Source organism: Kerstersia sp., assembly GCF_052103615.1.
In the GTDB taxonomy this organism is placed as follows: domain Bacteria; phylum Pseudomonadota; class Gammaproteobacteria; order Burkholderiales; family Burkholderiaceae_B; genus Kerstersia.
Window position 1 is genome coordinate 1 of sequence record NZ_JBQEKA010000020.1, and the last position, 25,081, is coordinate 25,081.

Genomic DNA, 25,081 nt, shown 5'->3' on the forward strand with positions numbered 1-25,081 from the left:
TGGCAGTGCCAGAGCATTGTTTGTATTCGGCCGGGCTTTATTGGCCTTAGTGCTGCCTTTGTTCGGCTGGATCTTCATCGGCGCGCCTGCCGTGCTGGGGAACACGTTTCTGGGCGGTTTCCTGATTGTATTTGCCGGTTTCGCTGTGGGTTGGATGTTGCCCAAATGGTGGTTGTCACGTCGTGCGCAGGCTCGTAAACAGGCGGCGGCGGATGAACTGCCATTGCTGCTGGACTTGCTGCGTTTGCTGCAAGGCGTGGGCTTGTCGATTGATCAGAGCCTGTATGTGATCGTTAACGATTTCCGTGAGGTCATGCCGGTGCTGAGCTATGAGTTTCAGCTGGCGACGGAACAATATGCGCATGGACGGACACGCGAACAATCGTTTCAACGGCTGGCCAAGAATTTTGAAAATGACGACCTGGGCGCCATTTGCGCCTTGATAGACCAGGTAGATCGTCATGGCGGCGCGGTGCAAGAGCCGCTGACTCAATTTGCTGAACGCCTGCGCGAAAAGCGACGCCTGGGCTTGAAGGAAAAAGTCGGCAAGCTGACGGTAAAAATGACGGGTGTCATGGTGATGACGCTATTGCCAGCCTTGTTGATCGTGACGGGCGGAGCGGGGTTTCTGGCTGTCTTGCGCGGGCTGTCGCGCATGGGAGGCGCGTGATGGGAATGCCGCGTTTGTCGCCGCGACTCAGGGTCTTGCTGGCTGGCCTGCCTATGGTGGCTGTTCTGTCGGCTTGCGCTGGCAGCGGGGATCAAAGCGCCTGGCGCGTGATGCAAGAGCAGCAGAATCAGCAGGCCCAGCTGCGCGCGCGCGAGGAAGCGGAGCTCAACGCGCAGGCCGCGAATGAGCCGGGCATGCTGCGCACGCTGGCGCAGCAGAACTACAGCCAGCAGCGTTATTTCGCTGCGCTGGCGTATGTCGATGACTATCGCCGCCGCTTCGGCAATATTGACGGCCTGGAGGCCATACGGGCCGATGCGCTGATGAAAACCGGGCAGCCCGAGGCTAGCCGCCAGGAATATGAAGCCATGCTGGGTACTGCCAATCGGGCGCAGGGGCTGCATGGCCTGGGCCTGCTGGCAGGGGAGGCGGGCGATTATGCGCTGGCCGAGCGTCATTTCCGGGAGGCGGCCGCCTTGGCGCCGACGCAGCCGGAAATCCTGAATGATCTGGCCTATGCCCGTCTCAATACCGGTGACTATGCTGGCGCGCGTATCCCTCTGGGCCAAGCGCTGGAACTGGGGCGGGAAGAGTCAACGGTATTGGCCAATATGGCCTTGCTGCTGATGCTGGAAGGGCGCATGGTCGATGCCCGCCAATTGATGAACAGCGCAAGTGTGCCGGAAGAGACGCAGGCAGGCATTGCTTTGCAGGCCGCGAGGATACGGGCGCAGCGTGTGCAAGGCGCGGCTTGGCAAACGCCAGCCGCGCAGGTGCCGCCGCCCATCGTCACGCAAGCGCCGCTGGCGCCCATGGCGGAGAGCGCTGGCGCGGCAGCGGAAACCGCCGCGGCAGAGCCAGGCCTGGAAAGCGGCCGGGTGGCGGTGGTGCCGCTGCGGGCGGCCAATCAGGCCGGCGGCCTAGCCGGGGGCCAGGCGCAGCAGCCGCCGCTCAGGGACGAAATGGATGCAGGCTTGCTGCGCCGCGTGCTGGAACGGTTCCGCTAGCAGGACGGGCTTTGGTGGCTTTGGTGGCTTTGACTATGGGCCGCCGCCAGGGATGGCGCTGACGGCTGGCCGATTGAAGAATTTGCAGGATTGACTGGATGCACTGGAGGCAACTCATGAAACAACCTTATCGCTATTTGCTGCTGGCGGCCTGCGTGGCTTCCATGGCAGCGCAAGCCCAGAATCGCCCCTTGACGGGCGAAATGGCCCACAGCCCGGCTGCGCTGGGGCAGCGCGGCCTGGTCGTTGTGCCGGCGCAAGCCAGCGTGGTGACGGTGCAGGCTGTCGATGATGGCAGCGCGGCGGCTGTGCCGGCAACAGCGCCAGGCGCGCGCGAGCGTATGGAAAATATTCATCGCGGAGAGGCAGCGCTGCTGCCTGCCGTCGTGCAGGCACCGGTGGCCGCGCGAGCGGCCGTCACCGTTGCGCCGGTCGTCCATCCTGAAGTGGCGCGCAGCGGCCAAGTGACCCGCAGTCTGCTGGCCGCTCAGGCGACAGGGGCGTTGAATGGCCGCAATGTCGCTGGCCAGGCGCTGCCCGCGCTAGGGGCGACGGCCGGGCTGACCTGGCAACGCTATGTGGATAGTTTCACACATCCCATTCCGGAGTGGTTTGAGGAAAAGGTCGAAGACAACAGCAGTAATTGATGTTTTCGAACGATTGAATTTCCTCGCGGGGAGCCATCTGGATTGGATTGCTCCCTGCGGAGAAAGCGCGATGATTTTGAGGATTGTTTCATGTGGATGCAGAGAGGCCGGCTACCGGCACGCCAGCGCGGTTCCATTATTCTGCCGGCGGCGGCGGCGCTGATCGTTTGTTTGATCCTGCTGGGTTCAGCCAATTTGGGCTATCTGTTCTATGCGAAACGGGAAATTCAGAATGCGGCGGATTTGGCTGCCTTGAGCGGCGTGCAGTATATCCACGCCGACAGCACGCCGGAAGCGAGCTGCGGCGACGCCAAACAGCAGGCCTTGCTGTCGCTGCAGGATTATTTGAACGGCAACAAAATCGTGAAACTGGAAGCAGCGGATATTACGCTGCAATGCGGCACCTGGAGTCAGGCTTATTCCGCGCCAGAGCATTTTGATCCCAATCCGGTCGAGGGGCATTTCAATGCGCTGAAAGTCATTATTGACCGGGGCGTCGCTCCCATTCTGCCATTTGCAGAGGCGCAGCAGGTTTATGCGGCGGCCATAGCGAAATCGGCGGTCCCGGTGGCGGCTTTCCAGATCGGTTCGGAATTGTTGCGCTTTGAAAAGAACTCCGTGCTGGGATTTGTGCTGGAGGCGGTGGGCCTGGATATCCAGACCCTGAAGGTCCTGGATTCGGAAGGCCTGGCGACGGCCAAAATCACGCCCGCGGGACTGTTGGGCCTGCTGGGTGTCGATCTCGGGATAGACCATCTGGGCGTGTTGACGCCTGGCGGACTGGCCAATATCGAAGACATCAGCTTGCTGCGCCTGCTGGATGTCTCGTTGTCGCTGGTGACCGATTCCACCTTGTATGCGCAGCTGGATGCCCTGCGCAAAGAGCTGCTGCGTGTCGGGATCGGGGCTATCAAGATTCCCTTGCTGGGGTCCAAGGATCAGCCAGGCCTGCTAGCCTTGCTGCAACTGGGGCGCCAGGATGAGCTTGATGCCGCGCTGGATGTGCAGCTTGGCCTGGGCAATCTGCTGGGCGCCGCGGTGGCGCTGGGTGTTAACGGCCATGCGGCAGATATCAAACTCCCGTCGGTGCTGGGTTTGGTCAAGGCCAAGGTGACTGTCGTTGAGCCCCCCACGATTGCCATCGGGCCGGTAGGAACCCAAGGTTACAGTTCCCAGATTCGCGTGGCCCTGGATGTGGATACGCGCAACCTGCTGGGCGGGCTGCTGAATGTGCTGGTGGAAAATATCCTGGGTATCCGGGTGCACCTGCCTATTGCCGTGGATGTTGCCGACGCCGTCGGCACGCTGGAGGCGCTGAATTGCGGCGTGCCCCGCACCATGGATCTTTCCGTGCGCGCCAACGTGGCCAATATCTGTGTCGGCCGCATGGCCGAAGACAATGTCATGTCGCATACCGCGCGTTGCGATGTCTATCTGGGGGAAGAGCAATTACTCAAATTGCTACATATTCCGGTTCTCTCCGGCAAAATGCATTTGCCCGCATTGGAATATGAAGATCATATCTCCGGCCTGGCCATGGAAGTCGGGGATTGGCGCACGACAGAACCCAATCCATTGGCATTGGGTGATACGGTCGATCGCCTGGTCACGGAATTACTTAATTTGCTGGGGGGATTGTTTCGTGAACCGGATCCTTCTCCGTGGCTGGATGCGCATTATGATTCCGAAGCGACCCGAAAACATATGGTCAAGCAATTGGTGCAGAGTTATCTGGATGTTCCGGAATTGGAAAGCCAGGTGCGTCTGACCAAAGGCGGGGCCTATCGCGTTTCTGCCATTACGGATTTGGCTCTGAATGGGGCAACGTTTGTCAGGGATGGCGAAACGATAGCATTGGCGCCATTGGTGGATAGTGATTTTGTATTTGATAAGGCAGTGGTGACAACATGCGTGCTATTTGCATGCCCGTCGAAACGCTGGAAGCGGGGCAGTTTTTCCGAGGCATTTCACTCCTATACCAGCGTTCCCAGTGATTTACTTGGCGCATTGGGTATCTCAACTTTCGATAATGGTTACCGCAGCTGCGCCGGTTTATTGAGTTCCATTTTGAACTGGAACGGTTGTGTCGAACATAATCTGACCAAACTATTGCAAGACCATCCTGCTCATGTGGGTATGGATGACGCGACGATGCAGAATATGGTGAATCAGGTTAAGGATCCGTACGCTAATCAGGTGGCTTGCCAGGGGGTATTGTGCATGCTGCTGAAGCCGGTATTGAATGTATTGAAGCCGGTGCTCAATGGCGTAGGCGGATTGTTGCAGAACGTGCTGCGGCATGGATTGGGGCTGGAACTGGGCAGGACAGAAATTAAGGCGCTGGATATACAATGTGAGCCAGCCAAATTGGTTTATTAAATTCACGGTTACTTGATTTGTTCTTGCTTAATTGGTGGGCGAATCTTTTTTTGCACTAAAAGAGAAACGACGTATGAATACTTCACAGGCATGCTCTTTTCTGATGGGGTGCTTCGTCCCTTTGGAGTCCCCTGATGGAAAGTAGTGGAGGGGTCCCGGAATTCGAACTTTACGTCTGGGAAGGCAACGCCGATATCGTTGCCCGGGTTGAGCGCGTATTTGCCGATTTGCCTGCCACGATTGTTCTGGCGGAGCAGCCCGGCATCAACCTGGAGCGCGATGAATTGCGTCCGGCGGTGGCGCTGGTTTCTGTTTCCGTCATGGCCGGCGATCGTTTTCAGGCCTTGGAATGGCTGAGCGCCCAGGCCATTCCAGTCATCTGGGTGGCTGCAACCAGTTCCTACCGCTCCCAGCACCAGCAATTCTTTCCGCCCGAGCACTCCCATACGCTGCCGGCAGAATTCAGTCATGCGGAATTGCGGAACACGGTGCTGAAGCTGGTCAGCGCCATTCCGCCTGCTGTCAGCCCGGCACCGGCAGTACCGCGTGAAGAATTCATTGCTGTCTCGCAGGAAATGCGCGAGCTGCTGGGCGAAGCGCGCATGGTGGCCGGTTGCCATTCAAATGTTCTGGTTTACGGCGAAACCGGCGTGGGCAAGGAACGGGTGGCGCGCTATGTGCACGAGCACTCAACCCGCCAGAATGGCCCGTTTGTAGCCGTCAATTGCGGTGCCATTCCCGAGACGCTGTTCGAGGCCGAATTTTTCGGCCATGTCAAAGGCGCTTTTACGGGCGCCGTGGCGACTCGCAAAGGGTATTTTGAACAGGCCAATGGCGGCACGCTGTTCCTGGATGAAATCGGGGAATTGCCTTTGCAGCAGCAGGTGAAGTTGCTGCGGGTATTGGAATCCCGGCGCGTCATGCGGGTAGGGTCCGCCCAGGAGCTGGAGCTGGATTTCCGGCTGGTGGCGGCTACCAATCGTGATCTGGTCGAACAGGTGCGGCAAGGGGCTTTCCGCGCTGACCTGTATTACCGGCTGGCGGTGATTGAACTCTATATCCCCTCATTGGATGAGCGAGGCGCGGCGGAAAAAATCGCCTTGTTCCGCGCCTTGATGGCGCGTTATCTGGAGGATGTGGGGATTGAAGACCAGGTGCCGCCGGATTGGATGCTGGATCGGGTGGCAGGCATGCAGTTCCCCGGCAATGTGCGTGAAATGCTGAACCTGGTTGAACGCCTGGGTTTGTTGCGGCTGGTGCTGGGCGCCTGGAATGCCGGGCGTTCGGAGCAGGTTTTCAATCGCATGCGCAGCTTGGGTTTTTTGCATGTGCCTGTGTCGGCGAGCGAAGACTTTTTGCCGGTTTCCGGGGGAACGGAAGCGGAGCGCGCCGAGCGCATGCGCATTATCGCGGCCCTGGAAAAGCATGGCTGGCGGCGTCAGGACACCGCGGCCGAGCTGGGTATCAGCCGCAAGGCGTTGTGGGAAAAAATGCGCAAACTGCAAATCCAGCCGGGTAACGACGGCAGCCTTGCGTTTGGCGGTATTTATTCATCGGCATAAATGGGCAGGCTCGCGTATCATCCCAGACTTTCGTAACGGTCCTGGTCTATAAGCGCAAGACTGACTATGAAAAATCAGAATGAATCAGTTAAAAGGTTGAACAGTATGTTGACTCGAAAGGATTTCCAACCCGCGCGCATCGTGCTGTGTGGCTGGGTGCTGGCAAGTCTGGCCGCTTGTGCGAGCACGCAGGCCGACCAGGCGGGCAGTGCCGCCATGTCCCGTCCGGTGGTGACTCAGGCAGCCAGCGCTGCTGCGCCTGCGGCCCCAGGCGCTGAGATCAGGCCGCCAGCCGAATTGGCGCCGCCTTCGCTGGTGGCGCAAAGTTCCGCCGTGGAATTGGAGCAACTGATCCAGGACCGCAAGGTCAGCGAGCTGCGGACGACCTATAACGGCAGCTATGGCGCGAGCCTGCTGTTCAAGGCTGACGAGTTGTTGTACTACGTTGCCTTGTTCCAGCAGAAGGATTTCTGGCGCGTGTTCCGCAGCAAGGATGAGCGTCTGGCGGAGGAAACCTACCGCGGTTTCAGCCAGCAAACCTACGAACTTGCGGAAGCGGATATCCGCCGCATCAAGTTGCAGGCCGAGCACGCGCACCTGGAGAAGGAGCTGATGCAGCGCGCCAATCGCCTGAATGCCTTGCAGACTGACGTGGCGCTGCAGCGTCAGCAGGAAGACCGCGTGGCGGCCAGGCAGCAACAAGCGCAGCAGGATGCGGCGCAACTGGCAGCCCAGCAAGAGGACGCGCAGAAGCAGCTGCGCAGCCTGCAACGGCAGATTGAGCGCCTGGAAGCCGAGCAAGGCAAGGCAATTCAGGGCGCTGGCGCTGCCGTACGGCGTTAATGACGCCCGTATTGTTGTCGAAAACGCAGACGAAATCGCAGCCTAAATCGTAGTCGGAAACCCCCGGCCAGAGCATCGTCAATTGCTCTGGCCGGGGTTTTTTTATTGCGTCATTGGCAATGCCGTATCCCTGATATCAGTGATTGCCGGGAAACGGAGAAAGACTTTTAATCCTTGAGGCTTGCGTCCACTGGCCGAGTTTTCTGATTGGCCAGTTTGCTTACTGACACTTTTCTCAAGGCCGATGATGCATCCACTCAACACTCCGCCGTCCCTGGCTGATGCCAGCTTGCCCACGGAAGAGGGGCATTCCATGGGCCCCGGCGTTCCGGCGCTGGCTGCCGGCGTGGACCCGCAGGAGGTCGCCAAGTTCTTTCTGGACAAAATCATCAGCTTGCTTAATGGTGCACTGAGCGATGAGGAAAAAGAGGAGCTGTTTGGCGGCTTGCTGGTGAAGTTGGGCATTTTTTCCACGACCTCGCCCATGGAAAAAATGATTGCCCAGTTGGCAGAGCAGGTCGCGGTTATTGTCGGCGACGTCAATGCTTTGCTGAAGAAGCTGAATAACGCGGAATTGAACCGGGTGGTCAGTCCGGTCAATGACATCATCCGTGAGTGTTTCAGCATCAGCAATGATTTGAAGGCTTTGCAGGGATATACCAGCGAAGCTGATTATGGCATTCGCTCCGCAGGGGTCCGCGAGCAGATTCATAACAAGCTGGGCGATACGCCATATACCATCACCCAGCTTTTCATCGGTTATCCCGGGCAGTTAGGCGTGGGCAATACGGTGCTGGATGCGTTGATGCAGACAATTCAGTGCAGCGAAGTGACACATTTCTACGGCTACCCCGCACAAGCGGTCTTCCAGCGGTATATGGCATCGCTGCGGGCATTCCAGGCCTATATCCTCACCTTGAAGGTGATGCGCATGCTGTCGCTCAAATACCAGGAACGGGAGCAGATTGACGAAACCTATCTCTTGGAGCTTTGCCGTGCCGCTGTGCAGTATGACAAGGTATTCGAACAGATTTGTGTGACGGCGCTGCCGCATGACAAGCTGTATATCGACTTGCGTACGGGGTATGGCTGGTGGGCCGATGCATCCTTGGCGAAATACTATGGCACCTGGCGCGATGCGGATGACCTGCAGCATGCCGAATCGAGATTGCCTGAAGGGGTCAGACAGTTTGGCAGCAGCCCGTGGGAAGTGCCGCAGCGCGCCGACATAGAGACTCCCTTCTTCAAGGAATCACAGCGCCGGGCATTGAGCTTCAAGAACTACATCATCAGTTTCGGCGGGCCTGCGGATGGCTTTTATGATGTGTCCGGCATGGAATCCGCGCCGAAATTCAATTTCTGGCTGGCCGATACTTTCCAATCCCATACCATTATCAACCCTGATCAGCGGCGCCCGCCGATCACAGTGCTGTCCTCACAGCGCGCTTACGCGCGGCCTGGCGCCAACGAGCGTGATTTCAGAAAGACCAATGGGAGCACTTGCATCATCGGCCAGGGCAGCTGCAGCTGGGGGCAGGATTTTGGAAACTATGGAGGGGCGGGGAATTACTTCTACCCGGTGAACAAGCACATTATCAAACCGGAACAGTACTACCCCTGGGTGAAGTTTGCGGCGGTGCGTGAAAAATATAAAAATTTTGATCACGTCACCATTATGGCGGCCCCCTGATCAGGGGAGGGCAGCAGCCTGGCGTCCGGGAAACAGCCAGATAGGCTGGCTGCGTGGCCTGAGATACCGCAAGGCATTCAGGCTGCGCAAAACAAAAAAAGCAGACTGCATGCAGTCTGCTTTTTTGATTCCACGATGATGAAACCAGCCCTAAGGCTGTATCACAGGGCGCTTCAACCAGCAGAGGACGGGAAGCGCGCCTGTGTCATCAATCAGGCCATCGCCTTGATGGCGGAGGCCAGGCGGCTCTTGTGGCGAGCAGCCTTGTTCTTGTGGATGATGTTCTTGTCGGCGATGCGGTCGATCGTGCTGGACGCCTTTTGGAAAATCTCAGAAGCAGCAGCTTTGTCGCCAGCAGCGATGGCCGCGCGCACACGCTTGATTGCCGTGCGCAGAGCGGAACGCAGGCTGGAGTTGTGCTTGTTGCGGGCCACCGATTGGCGGGCGCGCTTGCGGGCTTGTGCGGAATTGGCCATGTTGGTTGATTATGTGTAGAAAAAGAATTCTGGAAAGCCTATTATTCTATCAGCATTCCAGCATTATGCAAGTCATAAGCCGTCTCAAGAATGGGGCGGCCCAAGCATGCGCGAATTGCCACCTGCGCATCGCTATGCAGGTGGCCCGTGTCCGGTCACGAATCGAAGGCGGGCCTTAGGGCGGCCAGCGCATGGCGTATCCTGGATGCAAGTGCATCCAGGGCGATTACTGCCTTGCTGGGGTGCCCATGGCTGGGTCGCTGATGGAATCCTTGCCGGTTTCCACCCGGCCGGCAAACCGCCTGAGCCAGGCAGGCATGCGGCCGTTCTCAATGCGGACGGTGAAATCATACCAGTGTCCGCAAGAAGATAGGTCCCAGAACGTTGTTTCCTGGCCGTTGGCGGGCACATTCAGCTCCCATTGCCTGTCCTGGCCGAAGTAAGCATTGGCGCTGATGCGAAATACGCAGGCCTCATCCGTGGGATTCAAGGCGTCCAGATAGACGTTGTCGTTGGCGATGTCGTAGCACACGCGGATCTCAGGCGGCTGGGCGCCGCGCAGCGGCAGCTCATTCAGATTGCCGGCGAAGTGGCGGTGAAAGCCATTGGGGCCAAGCACCCACAAGTCGTAGCGGCCATTGTTGTCGCTGGCCGCTGCCCATTGATCGCTCAATTGCAGGCCGGGGCCGACCGCATAGCGTTTCGGGGCGCGGTCCAGGTGCAGTTTGTCGTACACATGGAATACGCAGGCCGCGCTCCCCGTATTGGAGAAAACGAGTTCCATCAGGCCGTCTGCCGGGCGCGCATGGCCGCTGACGTGCGGCTCATAGGGCAGGGCGCGTGAAGGGCGGATGCCGCTGGCCTGCTGCGGCAGGGTTTGCACATATTCGTTAGGCAGCGGGACTTGCGCCAACTGCTCCTGGGCCTGCCGCAGGGCATCGGCCGCATTCTTTTCCAGTTTCTGGCGTTCCGGGGCTTTATCCAGATTCGGGTTCACGAAGTCAAAGGCCGAGGTCAGGTCGCCGAAAACAGCGCGCCGGTAAGGGCTGATGTTGCTTTCCCTGATACCGAAACGGGCCTCCAGAAAGCGCAGCACCGAGGTGTGGTCGAAGTTTTCGGAATTCACCCAGCCGCCGCGGCTCCACGGGGAAATGACGTACATCGGCACCCGGGGGCCCGGGCCGTAGCAGTCATTGTCGGGCAAGGGCATGAAGGTGCCAGGCACACGGCTGTGCTGAAAGTATTCCGGGGAAACATCGCTTTCCGCCAGTGTGGTGTTGCCTTGCATCTTGCCTTTTTTGTCCAGCGAGGGCGCGCAAGGCGGCGGGACATGATCAAAAAAGCCATCGTTCTCATCGAAGTTGACGATGAGGACGGTTTTGCTCCAGACCTCGGGGTCGGCGGTCAAGGCGTCCAGCACTTCCTGGGTGTACCAGGCGCCCTGCACGGGTGACGATGAACCGGGGTGTTCCGAATACTCGGCCGGGGCAACAACCCAGGAAACCTGGGGCAAGGCGCCGGCTGCGATATCACGCCGGAATGTCTCCAGAAAACCGCCGTCGGGCATGGTATTGGCAATTCCCTTGTAGAGCGGGTTGCCTGCGTTATCGGCCGCCGGATCATAGGCGGGATTGCTTTTGCGGTCGTGATAGACCGGTTTGCCCGAATCCCGATTGGCTTTGCGGTATTGCTTGAAACCGACCAGGGGATTGTCAGTGAAGTTATTGGGCATGTTCTGGTACACCATCCAGGACACCCCTGCTTGTTCCAGGCGCTCCGGGTAGGTCGTCCATTCGTAGCCCAGCTTCAGGATTTCGTCGGCAGTATTGATGCTGTCCCAGGCATTGTTGACGACCACGCGCTGGGCTTCGGTGGTAGCGCCATTGGTGCCGCTCCAGAGAAACATGCGATTGGTATTGGTGCCGCCATGCAGGGAACAGAAATAAGCGTCGCACAGGGTAAATGCATTGGCCAGCGCGAATTGAAAGGGCAATTCCTGTTCTGTGTAATACCCCATGGACTGCGTTTCCTTATGCCTGGGCCATTCCGTCATGCGGCCTTTGTCCCAGGCGTCGCGCGCATCGTTCCAGCTATGCGGGGTGCCGCTGACGCGTTGCGCATTCCCGTTGTTCTGATCCAGGTGGTAGGGCAGGACGGGGCGCTTGCCATCGGTTTGTTGCCATACGCTGCGGCCGTCAGGCAGGGGAATCGTTATGCGGTCGCCAAACCCGCGCACGCCAGGCAGCGTGCCGAAATAATGATCGAAGGAGCGGTTTTCCTGCATCAGAATCACGACATGCTCGACATCCTTGATGGTGCCGGTGCGATTATTGGCAGGAATGGCAAGCGCCTTGCGGATGCTGGGCGGAAATAAGCCCAGGCCGGCAGCGCCGCCGGCGCCATACATGGCCTGCATCAGGAATTGGCGCTTGGGATTCGAAAATGACGGGTCAGACATACCTTATCCGGAAAGAGGGCGTATGGCCTTCCGGCATCAGAACGTCGGGCAGCCATGCGGGCGGCCTGATGTCGTATCAGGCTTTTCCTGGCATCTTCGGCGTTGGGTATTAAAGGCTGATGACCCGATTTCCAATATGTCTGATAGCGTTATCAGAAAAATGGCGCGCGTGTAAGCGCATGTGTTTTATGTGTCTGGCGGGTGCTTAGCGCCGGAAATCTGCGGCACGCAAGCCGAAAAGAAACAGCACGGCAAAATAGCTGAAGGCGGCGCCGCCTGCGACACCTGCCAGCATCAGGATGCGTACCAGCGGCGTGGCTTGCAGGGCGATCCAGTCGATATGCTGATTGGCGGCATAGAGGATAGCTGCCATCGCGGCCAGGCCCAGTGGCAGACGCCAGGCATAGCGCTTCCAGCTGCTGCCGGGCTGGTAGATGCCGCGCTTAATCAGGCCGCGCAGCAGCGCCAGCGCATTGATGCAGGCGCCCAGGCCGATGGACAGGGCGAGGCCGGCGTGGTTCATCAAGGGAACCAGCAGGAGATTGAAAAGCTGCGTGATGATCAGCACGAAAATCGCGATTTTGACGGGGGTGCGGATATCCTGCTTGGCATAAAAACCCGGCGCAAGAATCTTCACGGACAAAATGCCGATCAGGCCAACCGAATAGGCTGCCGCCGCAGTTTGCGTCTGGATGACATCCACGGCCTTGAACTCGCCATAATGGAATAGCGTGGCGACCATGCCTTCGGACAGCATGGCCAGCGCCAGGGCGGCGGGCAGGCCCAGCAACAGGGTCAGGCGCATGCCCCAGTCGAGCAAGCGGCTGTAGGTGCCGATTTCCTGGCTGGCATGGGCGCGCGACAGGCTGGGCAGCAGCACAGTGCCCAGCGCAATGCCCAGCAGCGCCGTGGGAAACTCCATCAGGCGGTCGGCAAAAGACAGCCAGGTAACGCTGCCGGAAGGCAGCCAGCTGGCGATATTGGTATTGATGAGCAGCGAGATCTGCGCGACAGATACCCCGAGAATGGCGGGAATCATCTGTTTGCCGATACGGCGCACCGTCGGATCTTGCCAGGCCTGCCGGGGAGAGCTGCGGCGCCAGCTTGGCAGCACGCCCAGGCGCGCCAGCGCCAGCCATTGCACGGCCAGCTGTGCCACGCCGCCTGCCATGACACCGATCGCCAGCGAGTAAATAGCGGGTTCTATGTGCGGCGCCAGCCAGAGCGAGGCCGAGATCATCGCGACATTGAGCAGCACTGGCGTGAAGGCCGGGATGGCGAAGCGGCGCCAGGTGTTGAGCACGCCCGAGGCAAACGCCACCAGCGACATGCACAGAATGTAGGGAAACATGATGCGCGTCATGCTGACGGCCGCATCGTAGCCGCTGCTGCCGCCAGCGTCGTTCAGGCCGCTGGCGATCAGATACACAATCCATGGCGCCGCCAGCACCCCCAGCGCGGTCACAGCCATGAGGATCAGCGTGAGCACCATGGCGACACGGTCCAGCAGTTCCTGCACCCGCTCTTCGCCATTGTCTGTTTTCACCGCGCCCAGAATGGGCACGAAGGCCTGCGCGAAGGCGCCTTCGGCAAACAGGCGGCGCAGCAGGTTGGGAATGCGGAAGGCGATCCAGAAGGCGTCGGTCAGCGCGCCGGCCCCATAGGCGCGGGCGATGAGGACATCGCGCGCCAGCCCGCTGATGCGGGAGAGCAGGGTCAGGCTGCTGACGGTAGCGGCGGAGCGAAGCAGGCTCATGGGTGTATCACGGTCATCAAAGAGGCCTGCAAACAAACAGGCCTGAAAACCAAACCGCCAGGCACGGGGCCTGGCGGTGGGGAAGCGCTGGTGTATCTGTCACCGGCCGGGGCCGGGTCAGCTCTTCAGGGCAGCTTCAATACGGGCTTGAATGGCATCGACTTCACCCACACCGGCAACCTTGCGGTAGCGCGGCGCGGCCTGGTCGCCGCTGTCGGCCCATTGCGAATAGTAGTCCACCAGCGGGCGGGTCTGTTCTTGATAGACCGACAGGCGTTTGCGGACAGTGGCTTCGCTGTCATCATCGCGTTGAATCAGGTCTTCGCCGGTTTCGTCATCCTTGCCAGCGACTTTGGGCGGGTTGTAGCGCACATGGTAGCTGCGGCCGCTGGCCGGGTGAACACGGCGGCCGCTGATGCGGTCGATGATGTCGTCTTCCGGAACGTCAATTTCAATGACGTAGTCCAGCGCAACGCCGGCATCCTTGAGGGCATCCGCCTGCGGAATGGTGCGGGGGAAGCCGTCGAGCAGATAGCCTTTTTCGCAATCCGGCTGCTGCAGGCGGTCGCGCACCAGGCCGATGATGATTTCATCGGAGACAAGTTTCCCTGCATCCATGATTTTCTTGGCTTCCAGGCCTAGCGGCGTGCCAGCCTTGACAGCAGCGCGCAACATGTCGCCAGTGGATATTTGTGGAATACCGTACTGGCGGGTGATGTAGGCGGCCTGGGTACCCTTGCCCGCACCGGGGGGGCCAAGCAGAATGAGACGCATGGGAACTCCTGTGGTTGTTATATCTTGCTGGCGGAGATGAATTGCCTTGCCGCAGCGCGAAACGTGCTCAAACACTTTGGGGCTGTGGCTTCAGGCCGGGGCCGCCGTGTTTTTTTGTGCACTGCGCATAACGCGGAAGGCATTTTTATAACCGATTTGCGCTTGCTTAGTATGGGGCGGATATGGGGATTTCCCCTGTATCCGAAAAATTGCCTGTCTTTCCCGGGCCGTAGCTGAATCGAGGTCTGGGCGGCGGCGGAATCAGTGTTTGCCAGGGCCTTCCTGGGCTTCCAGCTTCCTGGCCTGTTCCACCAGCATGACCGGTATGCCGTCACGGATCGGGAATGCCAAACCGGCACCGCGCGAAATCAATTCGCTGCGCTGCGCATCATATTCGAGACGGCCCTTGGTCAAGGGGCAGACAAGGACCTCAAGTAAGCGGGTGTTCATATTTCGATTTTATCCTCTTTTTGCCTCGTTTCCATCTGCTGCGCACGCTTTGCCGCCTGGCGGGGCAAGCCGGGATGGCCGGGCGCGCAAGGGCAATTGTGACAGCCAGTCCGAAGGCTGGAAAACGGGGCTGGCATGCACCACCCATAGACGCCCATCATTCAGCGAGCGGCATTTGGTGGCATCTTTGGCGGTAATCAGGATGCGGTCGGCGTGCAGCCCGGTAAAGGGGTTGTCGGCATAGGCATGGTGGTCCGGCAGCGCCAGGGTCTGGCGCAGGGCCAGGCCCTGCTGGCGCAGCATGGAAAAATAGCGCGCCGGGTTGCCTATGCCGGCTGCGGCGGCCAGGGTGAGCGCCTGGCTTTCCTGGGCAAAATCCGCAGGTGTCAGGGTACGCCCGCTGGCAAGGTGTTCGTAGTGCGCGGGTTGCAGCACCATCGCGACCCGCAGCACGGGCATGGCGCCTTGCCTGTCCTGCCAGCCTTGCGCTGCCGGGCCGGAGCCTGGGGCGGCCTGGTTGGTGATAATGGCATGGACGTCCGACAGCCGTGCCGGCGGTTCGCGCAAAGGCCCGGCAGGCAGCAGCCGGCCATTGCCGACGCCGCGTTCATCCTGCACGATGATTTCGATGTCACGCTGTAAAGCCAGGTGCTGCAGCCCATCGTCGCAAACCAGGATGTCGGTGTCAGGCCAGCGGGCCAGCAGCGCCTGCGCAGCCAGCGGGCGCTGCGGGTGCACGCTGACCGGAACGCCCGTCGCGGCGGCAATCAGTGAGGGTTCGTCACCGTACTGGCTGGCATCCAGCGGCGCTGTGCCGCAGCGCGCCTCGGCGCCGATGTCCGCGCCGTATCCCCGGCTGATGACGCCAGGGCGCCAGCCCTGGGCCAGCAAGTCTTGAACCAGGGCGATGGTGACGGGGGTTTTGCCGGTGCCGCCCACATAGATGTTGCCGATGACGATCACTGGCACGGGGGCGCGCCAGGCTTGCCGTTTGCCGGAGGCATAGGCGGCGCGTTTGCGGCGCACATGCCAGGCTGCCAGGGCGCCCAGCGGGCGCAAGAGGGTGGAGAGCCAGCCGCCGCGTTGCCATTGCTGTTCGATATAGCGGGTCAGGGATGCGCGTAGTGACGATGGCATGCGGAACGAAGTGGCAGCGGAAGTGGCAGCGCAGGCCAAGCGGACATGGGCTGCGGCAATAGAGGGATGGCAAACGAATATGCTACCGCATCAATGCCGTGACGGGGGAATGCTGCGCGGCGGCGCGGTGCCCGCTAACCCGGCGGGCGGGCGTCTGGCCGGGCAGGGTGAATAAGGGTTCAGACTATCCACAGATTCTGTGGATAATTCTGTGGGTAAGAGTGTGGAAGATGGCGTCCCTGCTGGCTGTAAGCTGGACTGCTCAAAATTTGACTTATTGTGGAAATAATTAAAAAATCAATATAAACAATAACTTGCAGCTTATTTTGAAGGGCGGCGCGGAGATTGAGCCCGCGCTTCGACTCAAGGTATGATGGCGGCCCATCTTGACTTTTCTGTGGACAGCTGTTCCCGAAATATGACCTTTCCCTCCAGCCGCCGCTTTGGCGCGCCTTCTCCTGATCTGTCGGCCGATGATGATTTTCATCATGAAATCAAGGGTTTTCCCGAGGGGCATCCGGCCGGCGGGGCATCACGGGCTGACGCCGGGGGGCGAAGCAAGCCGCCGGTTCTGAGCGTGTGGCAGCTGAATCAGCAGGTCAGCGATATTCTGGAATCAGGTTTGCCGCAGCAATGGGTAGGCGGTGAAGTCTCGAATTTCACGCGTGCGGCATCGGGGCATTGGTATTTCACGCTCAAGGATGCGCGTGCCAGCGTGCGGGCGGTCATGTTCCGCGGGCGCGCCCAGGCGGTTGGCTTTGAGCCGCGCCAGGGCGACAAAATCGAAGTGCTGGCGCGCGTGACGGTCTATGCGCCGCGCGGCGAGTATCAATTGCAGGTCGATGGCATGCGCCGTGCCGGTTTGGGCGATCTCTACGAAGCATTTCTGCGGCTCAAGGAAAAACTGGCGGCCCAGGGATTGCTGGATGCGGCGCGCAAGCGTCCGATTCCCGTCTTGCCGCGCGCCATTGGTGTCGTGACTTCCCTGCAGGCGGCGGCCTTGCGTGATGTGCTGTCGGCCCTGGCGCGCCGCGCGCCCAATGTGCCCGTCATTCTTTACCCTGCGCCGGTGCAAGGGGACGAGGCGGCGGCCCGCTTGCGCGAAGCTGTGCTGACAGCCGGCCGCCGGGCGGAAACCGATGTATTGCTGGTCGTGCGCGGGGGCGGCAGCATCGAATCCCTGTGGAGCTTCAATGATGAAGGGCTGGCCCTGGCCATCGCAGCCAGCCCCATGCCTGTCATTAGCGGTGTTGGGCACGAAACCGATTTCACCATTGCGGATTTTGTCGCGGACTTGCGCGCGCCTACCCCGACCGCCGCTGCCGAGCTGGCCTGCGTGCCGCGGGCGGACTGGCTGGGCCGGCTGGAAACCTTGGCGCGTGGCCTGGTGCGCGCGCAGCGGCGGCGCCTGGAGCAATGGGGGCAGCGGCTGGATTATGCGCAAGCGCGCCTGGTGTCACCGGCGCAGCAATGGGCGCAAAGGCGCGAGCGCTTGCAGGCCAGAATCGCCAGCATGCAAGTCAGCGTCACGCATCTGCTGGCCAGGCGCGGCAGTCAATTGGCCTTGCTGCAAGCCAGACTGGCGCATGCGGCGCCAGACGGTGAGCGGCAAAGCCAGCGCCTGGCCCAGTTGCGCAGGGATTTGGCCGCCCGGGCGCGCTATGCGCAAGAGCGGCGCCAGCGCCGGCTGGAAAATCTGCTGGCGCGGCTGCAAACCCTGAATCCGGAAGATACCTTGGCGCGCGGATATGCGATTGCCTGGGACGCCGAAGGCCATGTCGTAAGCCAGGCGGCCAATCTGGCGGCAGGGCAGACGCTGACGCTGCAACTGGCGCGAGGCAGCAGCCAGGTCGAGGTGCTGCCATCTGGTACATCCCGCAAGACCGGCAAAAGCGATCAGACCAAGAGCGATCGGACCAAAAGCGATCGGACCAAGACAGGCGGCCTGGCCGAAAAGACCGACAGGGCTGATGGTGCAGATAGGGCTGATAGGGCCAGCCAAGGCGGAACGGCGCGGGGCGCCGCAGCAGCGAAGGCGGCGCGCGCCACGGCGGCAAAGGCGGGAGGCAGCGTGTCTGGGGCCCAAGACAAGCGGCCGGATGCCGATGATGACACCCAAGGCAGCTTGCCCTGGTAATTCCTGCGCCGGGCGGGTGAGCAATGCGCCGGCCAATGGCGCGGGCAAGCGTCTCCCAATCAATGTTCCAGCTTAAATACGGAATAACTGATTATGGGACTATTCTTGGTTTGCCTCAGAGGCATATTTTCAGCCGGTCTAATCCCATTGCAACGGCAGGGGCTCTATCTCCCCTGCCTATTTTGTGATGAGCTTATGGAATTTCCTAATTGGCAAATACCATGATGGCGGCGAGGATAATGCCCCGTTGGGTCTGATGAGCGCACATGCCCGCGCAGCGGTGTTTGTCCTGTGCGCGGGGCGGGGCGCGTCAGCCCTGACCGGAAATGAATGTCAGGGGGCGCTGCTTTTTATCCGCTTGTTTTTCAGGGCGTGACAGGCGCGGGCAGGCCGCGCAGGATGGCGCCGGGCGCAAATCCGCGTTCCGCAAACCAGCCTTGCGGCATTTCCAGCGCCAGGGCGACCGGGTCTGCCGAGCAATGCGGCGTGTCATTCAAAGGCTGCATGTCGGCAATATTCACGATACGGCCTTCGCGGTCCAGAAAGGCAATGCTCAGCGGAATATAGGTATTGCGCATCCAGAAGCAGCGGACGTCTTCTTCTTCGAACACAAACAGCATGCCGGCATTCGGGGCCAGAGTCTTGCGGTGCATGAGCCCGGTTTGCCGCGTGTCCGGGGTGGCGGCGACTTCCGCCTGGATCAGGTGCATGCCTGCCTGCAAGGTGAGGCTAGGCAGTGCGGCAGGGGTTTCAGCCTGGCTGGGGATGGCCAGCAGGGCGCCAGCCAGCAGGGAGACGGCAGCCCAGGTGCGGCGCAGCGGGGCGCGGCGCGTAAGAGGAAAAGCGGGAAGCATGGATGCGGAAATAAAGGGTGGGGCAGCCGCCGGCAAAAGACCATGGCGATTGCAGAAAATAGCTGTTGCCAGGACGAACAGAAACCAGCCCTTCTTTGAGGGAAGGGCTGGATAATCGGCCGTAGCGGGTCAGGCGGCAGTAATATTCAGGGCTTGTTTGCCTTTCGGCCCCTGAATGATGTCGAAGGCGACCTTCTGGCCTTCCTTCAAGGTTTTGAATCCTTCCATCTGAATGGAGGAGAAGTGCGCGAACAAGTCCTCGTCACCGTTGTCCGGCGTGATGAAGCCAAAGCCCTTGGCGTCATTGAACCATTTGACGGTACCTGTGGATTTCGTGGTGGACTCGGTTTGAGTGGAAGCAGTAGTGTCGGACATGCAAACAGCCTCATGAATCGAGTGAAACGGTCCGGCACAGACAGTTGCCGGTTCTCCGTTATTGATAATGCTTGGGCTGCCGGGTCACCGTCAAGTGTTGCAAACCCTTAAAATGCATGGGTTGGGGCAAATACCTTGTTTTAAATCACGTTTTTGGCTGATTTCAGCCTGGGATGGGGTTACTGATTGTTGCTTGTGCAGGCTGCCGTCGAGGTTCCGCGGTTTACATTCCGTGTTGACGGGCAGCGGTCCGCGTTTTTTATATGGCGCATCTGGCGCCGGTTAAATATCCTACAATACAAGAATGATTAGCATTAATCTTGCCGCCCAAAGCGGTATCGAAACGACGGTCGTGGCTCCGCCAGCACCGGCGGAGCAGAAGGTCGCGCCGCCGCCGCTCTATCAGGTCATCCTGCTCAATGACGACTACACCCCTATGGAATTCGTCATTGAAGTGCTACAGAAATTTTTTGGTAAAGGCCTGGAAGAGGCCACCCGCATCATGCTGCAAGTGCATCATGAAGGCAGGGCCGTCTGTGCGATCTATCCGCGTGATATTGCCGCCACCCGCGTGGCCCAGGTATCGCGCTATGCCAGGACACATCAGCATCCCCTGCAATGCGTCATGGAGTCCACGTGATTTCTGTGTTTTGCCTCTCGGGAATGGTGCGCAGCACGGATCAGCATAGAATATAAACATGTCTCATCGTCCGCCTCGAACGATAATGGAGGGAGCGTCGTGATTTCCCAAGAGCTTGAAGTCAGTCTGCACATGGCGTTCGTCGAGGCGCGCGCCGCCCGTCACGAATTCATCACCGTAGAGCACTTGCTGCTGTCGCTGCTGGATAACGTTGCGGCGGCTGAAGTACTGCGCGCCTGCAACGTCGATCTTGAATTGCTGCGCGGCAATTTGCGCCAGTTCGTGGCCGAGAACACCCCGGTAGCGGCGGAGGGCGCCGAAGTCGATACCCAGCCTACCCTGGGGTTCCAGCGCGTGATCCAGCGCGCCATCATGCATGTGTCATCCAGCGGCGGCACGGCGCGCAAACCGGTAAGCGGCGCCAATGTCCTGGTGGCCATCTTTGGCGAAAAGGATTCGCACGCAGCCTATTACCTGCAGCAGCAGGGGCTGACGCGCCTGGCCGTCGTGAATTACCTGTCGCATGGCATTGCGCCCAAGGCCACCGAAGAGACGCCGGAATCCCCGGCGCCGCAACAGCCGCGCACCCCGCAATCGGAAACAGGCGATAACCGGCAGCAATCGCCGCTGGAACAATATGCCAATAATCTGAATGCCGCCGCGCTGGCAGGCCGTATCGACCCGCTGATCGGGCGCGAAGACGAAGTCGAGCGCGTCATTCAGATCCTGTGTCGCCGCCGCAAGAATAATCCCTTGCTGGTCGGGGAGGCCGGTGTCGGCAAGACCGCCATTGCCGAAGGCCTGGCCTGGCGTGTCACGCGGGGCGATGTGCCGGAAATCCTGTGCGAAACCCAGGTTTACGCGCTGGATATTGGCGCCTTGCTGGCTGGCACCAAATACCGCGGCGATTTTGAACAGCGCCTGAAGGCTGTGCTCAAGCAATTGAAGGGCAACCCGAATGCCGTGCTGTTCATTGATGAAATCCATACCCTGATCGGCGCCGGGTCGGCATCTGGCGGCACGCTGGATGCATCGAACCTGCTCAAGCCCGCCCTGTCGTCCGGGCAGCTCAAGTGCATGGGGGCAACCACTTACACGGAATACCGCGGCATCTTTGAAAAGGATTCGGCCCTGTCACGCCGGTTCCAGAAGGTGGATGTCGCCGAGCCGACCGTCGCGCAGACTGTTCAGATCCTGCGCGGACTGAAGAGCCGTTTCGAGTCGCACCATGGCGTGCGCTATGCCAATACCGCGCTGTTGGCGGCGGCGGAACTGTCGGCGCGCCATATCAGTGACCGCCATTTGCCTGATAAGGCGATTGACGTGATTGATGAGGCGGGCGCTGCCCAGCGCCTCCTGCCCAAGTCGAAGCAGAAGAAGGTGATCAGCCGGACGGATATCGAAGGCATCGTCGCCCGCATGGCGCGTATTCCGCCGCAATCCGTTTCCACCGATGACCGCAACCGCCTGGCGACGCTGGAGCGCGATTTGCAGGCCGTGGTGTTCGGCCAGGATGCCGCCATCGAAGCCTTGGCAGCCGCTATCAAGATGTCGCGTTCCGGGCTGGGCAAGACCGACAAACCCATAGGTTCTTTCCTGTTCTCCGGCCCGACTGGCGTCGGCAAGACCGAAGTGGCGCGCCAGCTGGCGTTCACGCTGGGCGTCGAGCTGCTGCGCTTCGATATGTCCGAATACATGGAGCGCCATGCCGTATCGCGTTTGATCGGCGCGCCGCCGGGTTATGTCGGCTTCGATCAAGGGGGCTTGCTGACGGAAGCCGTCAGCAAGCATCCGCACTGCGTGCTGCTGCTCGATGAAATCGAAAAGGCCCATCCGGATGTGTTCAACATCCTGCTGCAGGTGATGGACCATGGCGCCCTGACGGATAACAATGGCCGCAAGGCAGATCTGCGCAACGTCATTCTTATCATGACGACGAATGCCGGCGCGGAAAGCCTGAGCAAGCGTTCCATCGGGTTTGCGCAAGGCGAAACGCGCGGCGATGAAATGGCGGAAATCAAACGCCTGTTCTCGCCGGAGTTCCGCAATCGCCTGGATGCCATCGTGTCGTTCGCTCCGCTGTCGCGCGAGATCATCATGCGCGTGGTGGATAAGTTCCTGTTGCAGCTTGAACAGCAACTGCATGAAAAACGGGTCGAGGCGACGTTTACCGATACGCTGCGCGAGCACTTGGCAGCAGAAGGTTTCGATCCCTTGATGGGCGCGCGCCCCATGCAGCGCCTGATTCAGGACACCATACGCAAGGCGTTGGCGGACGAACTCCTGTTCGGCAAGCTGACGCAAGGCGGATCGGTGGTCGTGGATCTGGACGGCAATGGCAACGTCGTGCTGAATTTCCCGAAACAGGACGATGCCCAGGCCAATGGCGCGGGCAGCGACCGTCCCGAAGAGGCTTTGGCGGACTAAATGGCCGCTGATGGCTGCGCATGAAATATGCGCAGCCATGAAAAAGGCCCGGCACGCGATTGAATATCGCGGGCCGGGCCTTTTTGCTGCTTGAACGGTTTAGCGGGTGCCGGTGCTGCCGAACCCGCCAGCGCCGCGGTCGCTGCTGTCAAACGTTTCAACGACCTCAAAGGCGGCCTGCACAACGGGCACGATGACCATCTGGGCAATGCGCTCCATGGGCTCGATCGTGAACGCTTGCTGGCTGCGGTTCCAGACCGAGACTTGCAACTGGCCCTGGTAGTCGGAGTCGATCAGCCCGACCAGGTTGCCCAGCACGATGCCATGCTTGTGGCCCAGCCCCGAACGAGGCAGGAACATGGCGGCATAGCCGGGGTCGGCAATATGGATAGCCAGGCCGGTGGGGATCAGGGCAGTCGCGCCCGGCGCCAGCTCCAGCGGCGCATCCAGGCAGGCGCGCAGGTCCAGTCCGGCTGAGCCGGGCGTGGCGTAGGCTGGCAGTGATGCCGCCATGCGCGGGTCCAGGATTTTCAGGGCGATGGTTTTCATGACTAGGGTCCTGTCTTATATCGAAAGCTGAGAAAGGGCGAGCAAGCGCCGTTATTGCTGTTACTGCCGTTACTGCCGTTACTGCTGTTACCGCCGTTAGTTACCGTTTACTGCCCGGTATTCGGATAATCATCATCCTTTTTGATGGCGGGGCGTCGCTTGCCTTTGTCCGGCTCATTGCCGGACTTGATCGAGTGGCGGATGGAAAAAATGACGAACACGGCAACGATGACCAGGAACAGACCTTCCGGCCTGGGGTTGTTCAGCATGTCGCGCGCGATATTGAGCAGGGGCATGAGAAAGAGCACAGCCAGAATCAACGGCAGATAGGAGCGCTTCTTGCTGCCTTGGCTTTGATTGTTGCTTTGATTGTGGCCCTGACTGGTGCTTTGATTGTGACCCTGACTGTTGCTTGCACTGCTGCTCCGGGGCGGGCTGCTGGCGGCGGCCGCATCCGCGCGGATATCGCCGTAGCTGGCCGGGCTGCCGACTGTGGCGTTCATCGAGGCAGGCTTTTGCGCCTGCCAGGCACTATCGAACCGAGGCGAGGCTGGCGCAGAACGGGCAGCGGCGGGTGCCGTCATCACTGGGCGCGCTGATGCCGTCCCGGTGTTCTTTTGCGTCCCGGACGCGGGGGCGGCGGAAGCCGAAGATTGGGCTGCCTTGCGCTTGGCTTCCTGCAGCGCTTTCTGGGCGGCGTCCTGCAGGGCACGTATCCCTGCGGGCTTGCGAGTCTTGCCGGCGTCGCCCGCGGCCAGACCGGGTGTGCCAGCCTGGCTGCGCTGCATCAGTTTTTCGATGTAGGCGGCATAGTCGCCGTTGGGGGGCGTATCGTCATGCAAGGGCATGCGCTTCTCCTGGATCCGCTCGTCGTTCTGCTGGCCAGGCGCACAGGGCGCGCCCGGCCATGGGCAGATCAGGAACGGTGATGGCGTTGCGGCGCCCGGCGGGCGATTTCGCCGATCAGGCGGCGGGCGGCGCTGAGTTTGTCAGCGGCAGGCAGATGATGACAGCCATCCGCATCAAACAGGCTCAGGCGGGTGTCGTCGCCATCCATGACATCTTGCGCCAGGTTGCCGACCAGCAGGTCTATGCCTTTGCGCAGCCGCTTTTCTTCGGCATGCTGCACCAGTTTCTCGGTTTCGGCGGCAAAGCCGACGCACCAGGGGCCGTCGGGCACGGCGGCCACACTGGCCAGAATATCCGGGTTGGGAATGAATTCCAGCACCGGCACGCCCTGGCCGTTATCGGTCTTTTTGATCTTGTGCTCGGCCGGGTTGGCCACGCGCCAATCTGCGACAGCAGCCACCGCAATGAAGATGTCGGCCTCGCTGGTGCGCTGCATGACAGCCTGATGCATTTCCAGCGCCGTATGCACGGCAATGCGCGTCACGCCATAGGGCGCGGGCAGGGCAGTCGGGCCGGAGACCAGCGTGACTTCCGCGCCGGCCTCAAAAGCGGCGCGCGCCAGGGCATAGCCGGTTTTACCGGAGGAGCGGTTGCTGATGACGCGCACCGGGTCGATAGGTTCGGACGTCGGGCCGGCCGTCAGCAGGACGCGTTTGCCTTGCAAGACCTTGGGCTGGAAGAAAGCGATGAGCTCCGCCAGGATTTCCGGCGGTTCCAGCATGCGGCCGTCGCCTGTTTCGCCACAGGCCTGCTGGCCGCTGCCCGGGCCGATAATAATGACACCATCTTCGCGCAGCTGGCGCACATTGCGCTGGGTGGCGGGGTTGTCCCACATCTCGCGGTTCATGGCAGGCGCCAGGATCAGCGGGCAGTTACGCGCCAGGCAAAGCGTCGCCAGCAGGTCATCCGCACGCCCCTGGACCAGGCGGGCCATGAAGTCTGCCGAGGCGGGCGCGATGACGATGGCATCCGCGCCGCGTGACAGATTGATGTGCGGCATGTTGTTGGGCTGGCGGCTATCCCAGGCGTCCAGATGAACTGGCCGGCCGGACAAGGCCTGCATGGTGACGGGCGTAATGAAGTGGGCGGCCGCATCGGTCATGACGACATCGACGGTGGCGCCTTGATCGCCCAGCCGCCGCAGCAGCTCGGCGCTCTTGTAGCAGGCAATGCCACCAGTCAGGCCCAGTACCAGGCGTTTATTGTGCAATTCAGGCATGGCGAGAACCCTTATCAGGGGGTGGCGCGGGCGTGGCGGACACGGGCCAGCTCATCCCACAACATGAGGATGGCGCCTACGGTAATGCAGATATCGGCGATATTGAAGGCCGGGAAATAGGC

At 60.5% G+C, this 25,081-nt stretch carries 21 protein-coding genes and 1 pseudogene; 10 read left to right on the forward strand and 12 right to left on the reverse strand.

The window, feature by feature from the left end; genetic code table 11:
* The 7 genes from ACTJGZ_RS06845 to ACTJGZ_RS06875 form a co-directional block, all read left to right on the forward strand.
* The coding region (locus ACTJGZ_RS06845) for a type II secretion system F family protein (protein WP_441662194.1) at positions 1-670 on the forward strand (670 nt) is incomplete at its 5' end.
* Between the two features lie 14 nt (positions 671-684).
* On the forward strand, positions 685-1,677 hold the full coding sequence (locus ACTJGZ_RS06850; RefSeq protein ID WP_441662195.1) for a tetratricopeptide repeat protein: 993 nt from the start codon (positions 685-687) through the stop codon (positions 1,675-1,677).
* Positions 1,678-1,793: 116 nt separating this feature from the next.
* Positions 1,794-2,324: a DUF3613 domain-containing protein gene (locus ACTJGZ_RS06855; protein ID WP_441662196.1), complete on the forward strand. Its 531-nt coding sequence runs from the start codon at positions 1,794-1,796 to the stop codon at positions 2,322-2,324.
* Between the two features lie 90 nt (positions 2,325-2,414).
* Positions 2,415-4,703 carry a pilus assembly protein TadG-related protein gene (locus ACTJGZ_RS06860; RefSeq protein WP_441662197.1) on the forward strand — a complete coding sequence of 763 codons (2,289 nt, stop codon included), beginning with the start codon at positions 2,415-2,417 and terminating at the stop codon, positions 4,701-4,703.
* A gap of 131 nt (positions 4,704-4,834) precedes the next feature.
* The gene (locus ACTJGZ_RS06865) at positions 4,835-6,265 is read left to right on the forward strand and encodes a sigma-54 interaction domain-containing protein (protein ID WP_441662222.1); all 1,431 of its coding nucleotides are present in this window, start codon (positions 4,835-4,837) and stop codon (positions 6,263-6,265) included.
* Positions 6,266-6,370: 105 nt separating this feature from the next.
* Positions 6,371-7,108: a DUF2968 domain-containing protein gene (locus tag ACTJGZ_RS06870; RefSeq protein WP_441662198.1), complete on the forward strand. Its 738-nt coding sequence runs from the start codon at positions 6,371-6,373 to the stop codon at positions 7,106-7,108.
* 244 nt (positions 7,109-7,352) lie between these two features.
* Positions 7,353-8,798, forward strand: coding sequence for a hypothetical protein (locus ACTJGZ_RS06875; RefSeq protein ID WP_441662199.1), 1,446 nt, complete (start codon positions 7,353-7,355; stop codon positions 8,796-8,798).
* A gap of 212 nt (positions 8,799-9,010) precedes the next feature.
* Here the strand turns inward: ACTJGZ_RS06875 and rpsT are convergent, their stop codons facing one another.
* From rpsT to lpxK, 6 genes are all read right to left on the reverse strand, one after another.
* Positions 9,011-9,274 (reverse strand): 30S ribosomal protein S20, encoded by a 264-nt coding sequence (rpsT, locus tag ACTJGZ_RS06880; RefSeq protein WP_068368072.1) that lies wholly within the window; start codon positions 9,272-9,274, stop codon positions 9,011-9,013.
* A 226-nt stretch (positions 9,275-9,500) separates the two neighbouring features.
* Positions 9,501-11,732: a phosphocholine-specific phospholipase C gene (locus ACTJGZ_RS06885; RefSeq protein ID WP_441662200.1), complete on the reverse strand. Its 2,232-nt coding sequence runs from the start codon at positions 11,730-11,732 to the stop codon at positions 9,501-9,503.
* A 205-nt stretch (positions 11,733-11,937) separates the two neighbouring features.
* The gene (gene murJ / locus ACTJGZ_RS06890; RefSeq protein WP_441662201.1) at positions 11,938-13,488 is read right to left on the reverse strand and encodes a murein biosynthesis integral membrane protein MurJ; all 1,551 of its coding nucleotides are present in this window, start codon (positions 13,486-13,488) and stop codon (positions 11,938-11,940) included.
* A gap of 117 nt (positions 13,489-13,605) precedes the next feature.
* Positions 13,606-14,262, reverse strand: a complete 657-nt coding sequence (adk, locus tag ACTJGZ_RS06895) for an adenylate kinase (protein WP_441662202.1) — start codon at positions 14,260-14,262, stop codon at positions 13,606-13,608.
* Positions 14,263-14,523: 261 nt separating this feature from the next.
* Entirely contained in the window at positions 14,524-14,712 is a 189-nt protein-coding gene (locus ACTJGZ_RS06900) for a Trm112 family protein (protein WP_441662203.1), read from the reverse strand.
* 9 nt (positions 14,713-14,721) lie between these two features.
* Complete coding sequence (gene lpxK, locus ACTJGZ_RS06905; RefSeq protein ID WP_441662204.1) at positions 14,722-15,849, reverse strand: tetraacyldisaccharide 4'-kinase; 1,128 nt, start codon at positions 15,847-15,849, stop codon at positions 14,722-14,724.
* 571 nt (positions 15,850-16,420) lie between these two features.
* Here lpxK and xseA point away from each other — a divergent pair.
* A pseudogene (gene xseA, locus ACTJGZ_RS06910) lies at positions 16,421-17,722 on the forward strand (exodeoxyribonuclease VII large subunit); the annotation flags it as partial.
* A gap of 629 nt (positions 17,723-18,351) precedes the next feature.
* Here xseA and ACTJGZ_RS06915 read toward each other — a convergent pair.
* The gene (locus ACTJGZ_RS06915) at positions 18,352-18,840 is read right to left on the reverse strand and encodes a DUF192 domain-containing protein (protein ID WP_441662205.1); all 489 of its coding nucleotides are present in this window, start codon (positions 18,838-18,840) and stop codon (positions 18,352-18,354) included.
* A gap of 129 nt (positions 18,841-18,969) precedes the next feature.
* Positions 18,970-19,215, reverse strand: a complete 246-nt coding sequence (locus ACTJGZ_RS06920) for a cold-shock protein (RefSeq protein ID WP_441662206.1) — start codon at positions 19,213-19,215, stop codon at positions 18,970-18,972.
* 304 nt (positions 19,216-19,519) lie between these two features.
* Here ACTJGZ_RS06920 and clpS point away from each other — a divergent pair, with 304 nt between their 5' ends.
* Complete coding sequence (gene clpS / locus ACTJGZ_RS06925; protein ID WP_441662207.1) at positions 19,520-19,855, forward strand: ATP-dependent Clp protease adapter ClpS; 336 nt, start codon at positions 19,520-19,522, stop codon at positions 19,853-19,855.
* A gap of 99 nt (positions 19,856-19,954) precedes the next feature.
* On the forward strand, positions 19,955-22,282 hold the full coding sequence (gene clpA / locus ACTJGZ_RS06930; RefSeq protein ID WP_441662208.1) for an ATP-dependent Clp protease ATP-binding subunit ClpA: 2,328 nt from the start codon (positions 19,955-19,957) through the stop codon (positions 22,280-22,282).
* Between the two features lie 99 nt (positions 22,283-22,381).
* On the opposite strand, the gene dut is transcribed toward clpA, so the two are convergent.
* The 4 genes from dut to ACTJGZ_RS06950 all read right to left on the reverse strand — a co-directional run.
* Entirely contained in the window at positions 22,382-22,831 is a 450-nt protein-coding gene (gene dut / locus ACTJGZ_RS06935; protein WP_441662209.1) for a dUTP diphosphatase, read from the reverse strand.
* A 107-nt stretch (positions 22,832-22,938) separates the two neighbouring features.
* On the reverse strand, positions 22,939-23,679 hold the full coding sequence (locus ACTJGZ_RS06940; protein WP_441662210.1) for a hypothetical protein: 741 nt from the start codon (positions 23,677-23,679) through the stop codon (positions 22,939-22,941).
* Positions 23,680-23,747: 68 nt separating this feature from the next.
* Entirely contained in the window at positions 23,748-24,959 is a 1,212-nt protein-coding gene (gene coaBC, locus ACTJGZ_RS06945; RefSeq protein WP_441662211.1) for a bifunctional phosphopantothenoylcysteine decarboxylase/phosphopantothenate--cysteine ligase CoaBC, read from the reverse strand.
* A 14-nt stretch (positions 24,960-24,973) separates the two neighbouring features.
* A partial coding sequence (locus tag ACTJGZ_RS06950; RefSeq protein ID WP_441662223.1) for a signal peptidase II occupies positions 24,974-25,081 on the reverse strand: 108 nt, incomplete at its 5' end.

Coding starts and splice junctions, on each gene's coding strand:
- ACTJGZ_RS06855 (WP_441662196.1), top strand. CDS start 1,794: ATGAAACAACCTTATCGCTATTTGCTGCTGGCGGCCTGCGTGGCTTCC.
- ACTJGZ_RS06860 (WP_441662197.1), top strand. CDS start 2,415: ATGTGGATGCAGAGAGGCCGGCTACCGGCACGCCAGCGCGGTTCCATT.
- ACTJGZ_RS06870 (WP_441662198.1), top strand. CDS start 6,371: ATGTTGACTCGAAAGGATTTCCAACCCGCGCGCATCGTGCTGTGTGGC.
- ACTJGZ_RS06875 (WP_441662199.1), top strand. CDS start 7,353: ATGATGCATCCACTCAACACTCCGCCGTCCCTGGCTGATGCCAGCTTG.
- rpsT (WP_068368072.1), bottom strand. CDS start 9,274: ATGGCCAATTCCGCACAAGCCCGCAAGCGCGCCCGCCAATCGGTGGCC.
- ACTJGZ_RS06885 (WP_441662200.1), bottom strand. CDS start 11,732: ATGTCTGACCCGTCATTTTCGAATCCCAAGCGCCAATTCCTGATGCAG.
- murJ (WP_441662201.1), bottom strand. CDS start 13,488: ATGAGCCTGCTTCGCTCCGCCGCTACCGTCAGCAGCCTGACCCTGCTC.
- adk (WP_441662202.1), bottom strand. CDS start 14,262: ATGCGTCTCATTCTGCTTGGCCCCCCCGGTGCGGGCAAGGGTACCCAG.
- ACTJGZ_RS06900 (WP_441662203.1), bottom strand. CDS start 14,712: ATGAACACCCGCTTACTTGAGGTCCTTGTCTGCCCCTTGACCAAGGGC.
- lpxK (WP_441662204.1), bottom strand. CDS start 15,849: ATGCCATCGTCACTACGCGCATCCCTGACCCGCTATATCGAACAGCAA.
- ACTJGZ_RS06915 (WP_441662205.1), bottom strand. CDS start 18,840: ATGCTTCCCGCTTTTCCTCTTACGCGCCGCGCCCCGCTGCGCCGCACC.
- ACTJGZ_RS06920 (WP_441662206.1), bottom strand. CDS start 19,215: ATGTCCGACACTACTGCTTCCACTCAAACCGAGTCCACCACGAAATCC.
- clpS (WP_441662207.1), top strand. CDS start 19,520: ATGATTAGCATTAATCTTGCCGCCCAAAGCGGTATCGAAACGACGGTC.
- dut (WP_441662209.1), bottom strand. CDS start 22,831: ATGAAAACCATCGCCCTGAAAATCCTGGACCCGCGCATGGCGGCATCA.
- ACTJGZ_RS06940 (WP_441662210.1), bottom strand. CDS start 23,679: ATGCCCTTGCATGACGATACGCCCCCCAACGGCGACTATGCCGCCTAC.
- coaBC (WP_441662211.1), bottom strand. CDS start 24,959: ATGCCTGAATTGCACAATAAACGCCTGGTACTGGGCCTGACTGGTGGC.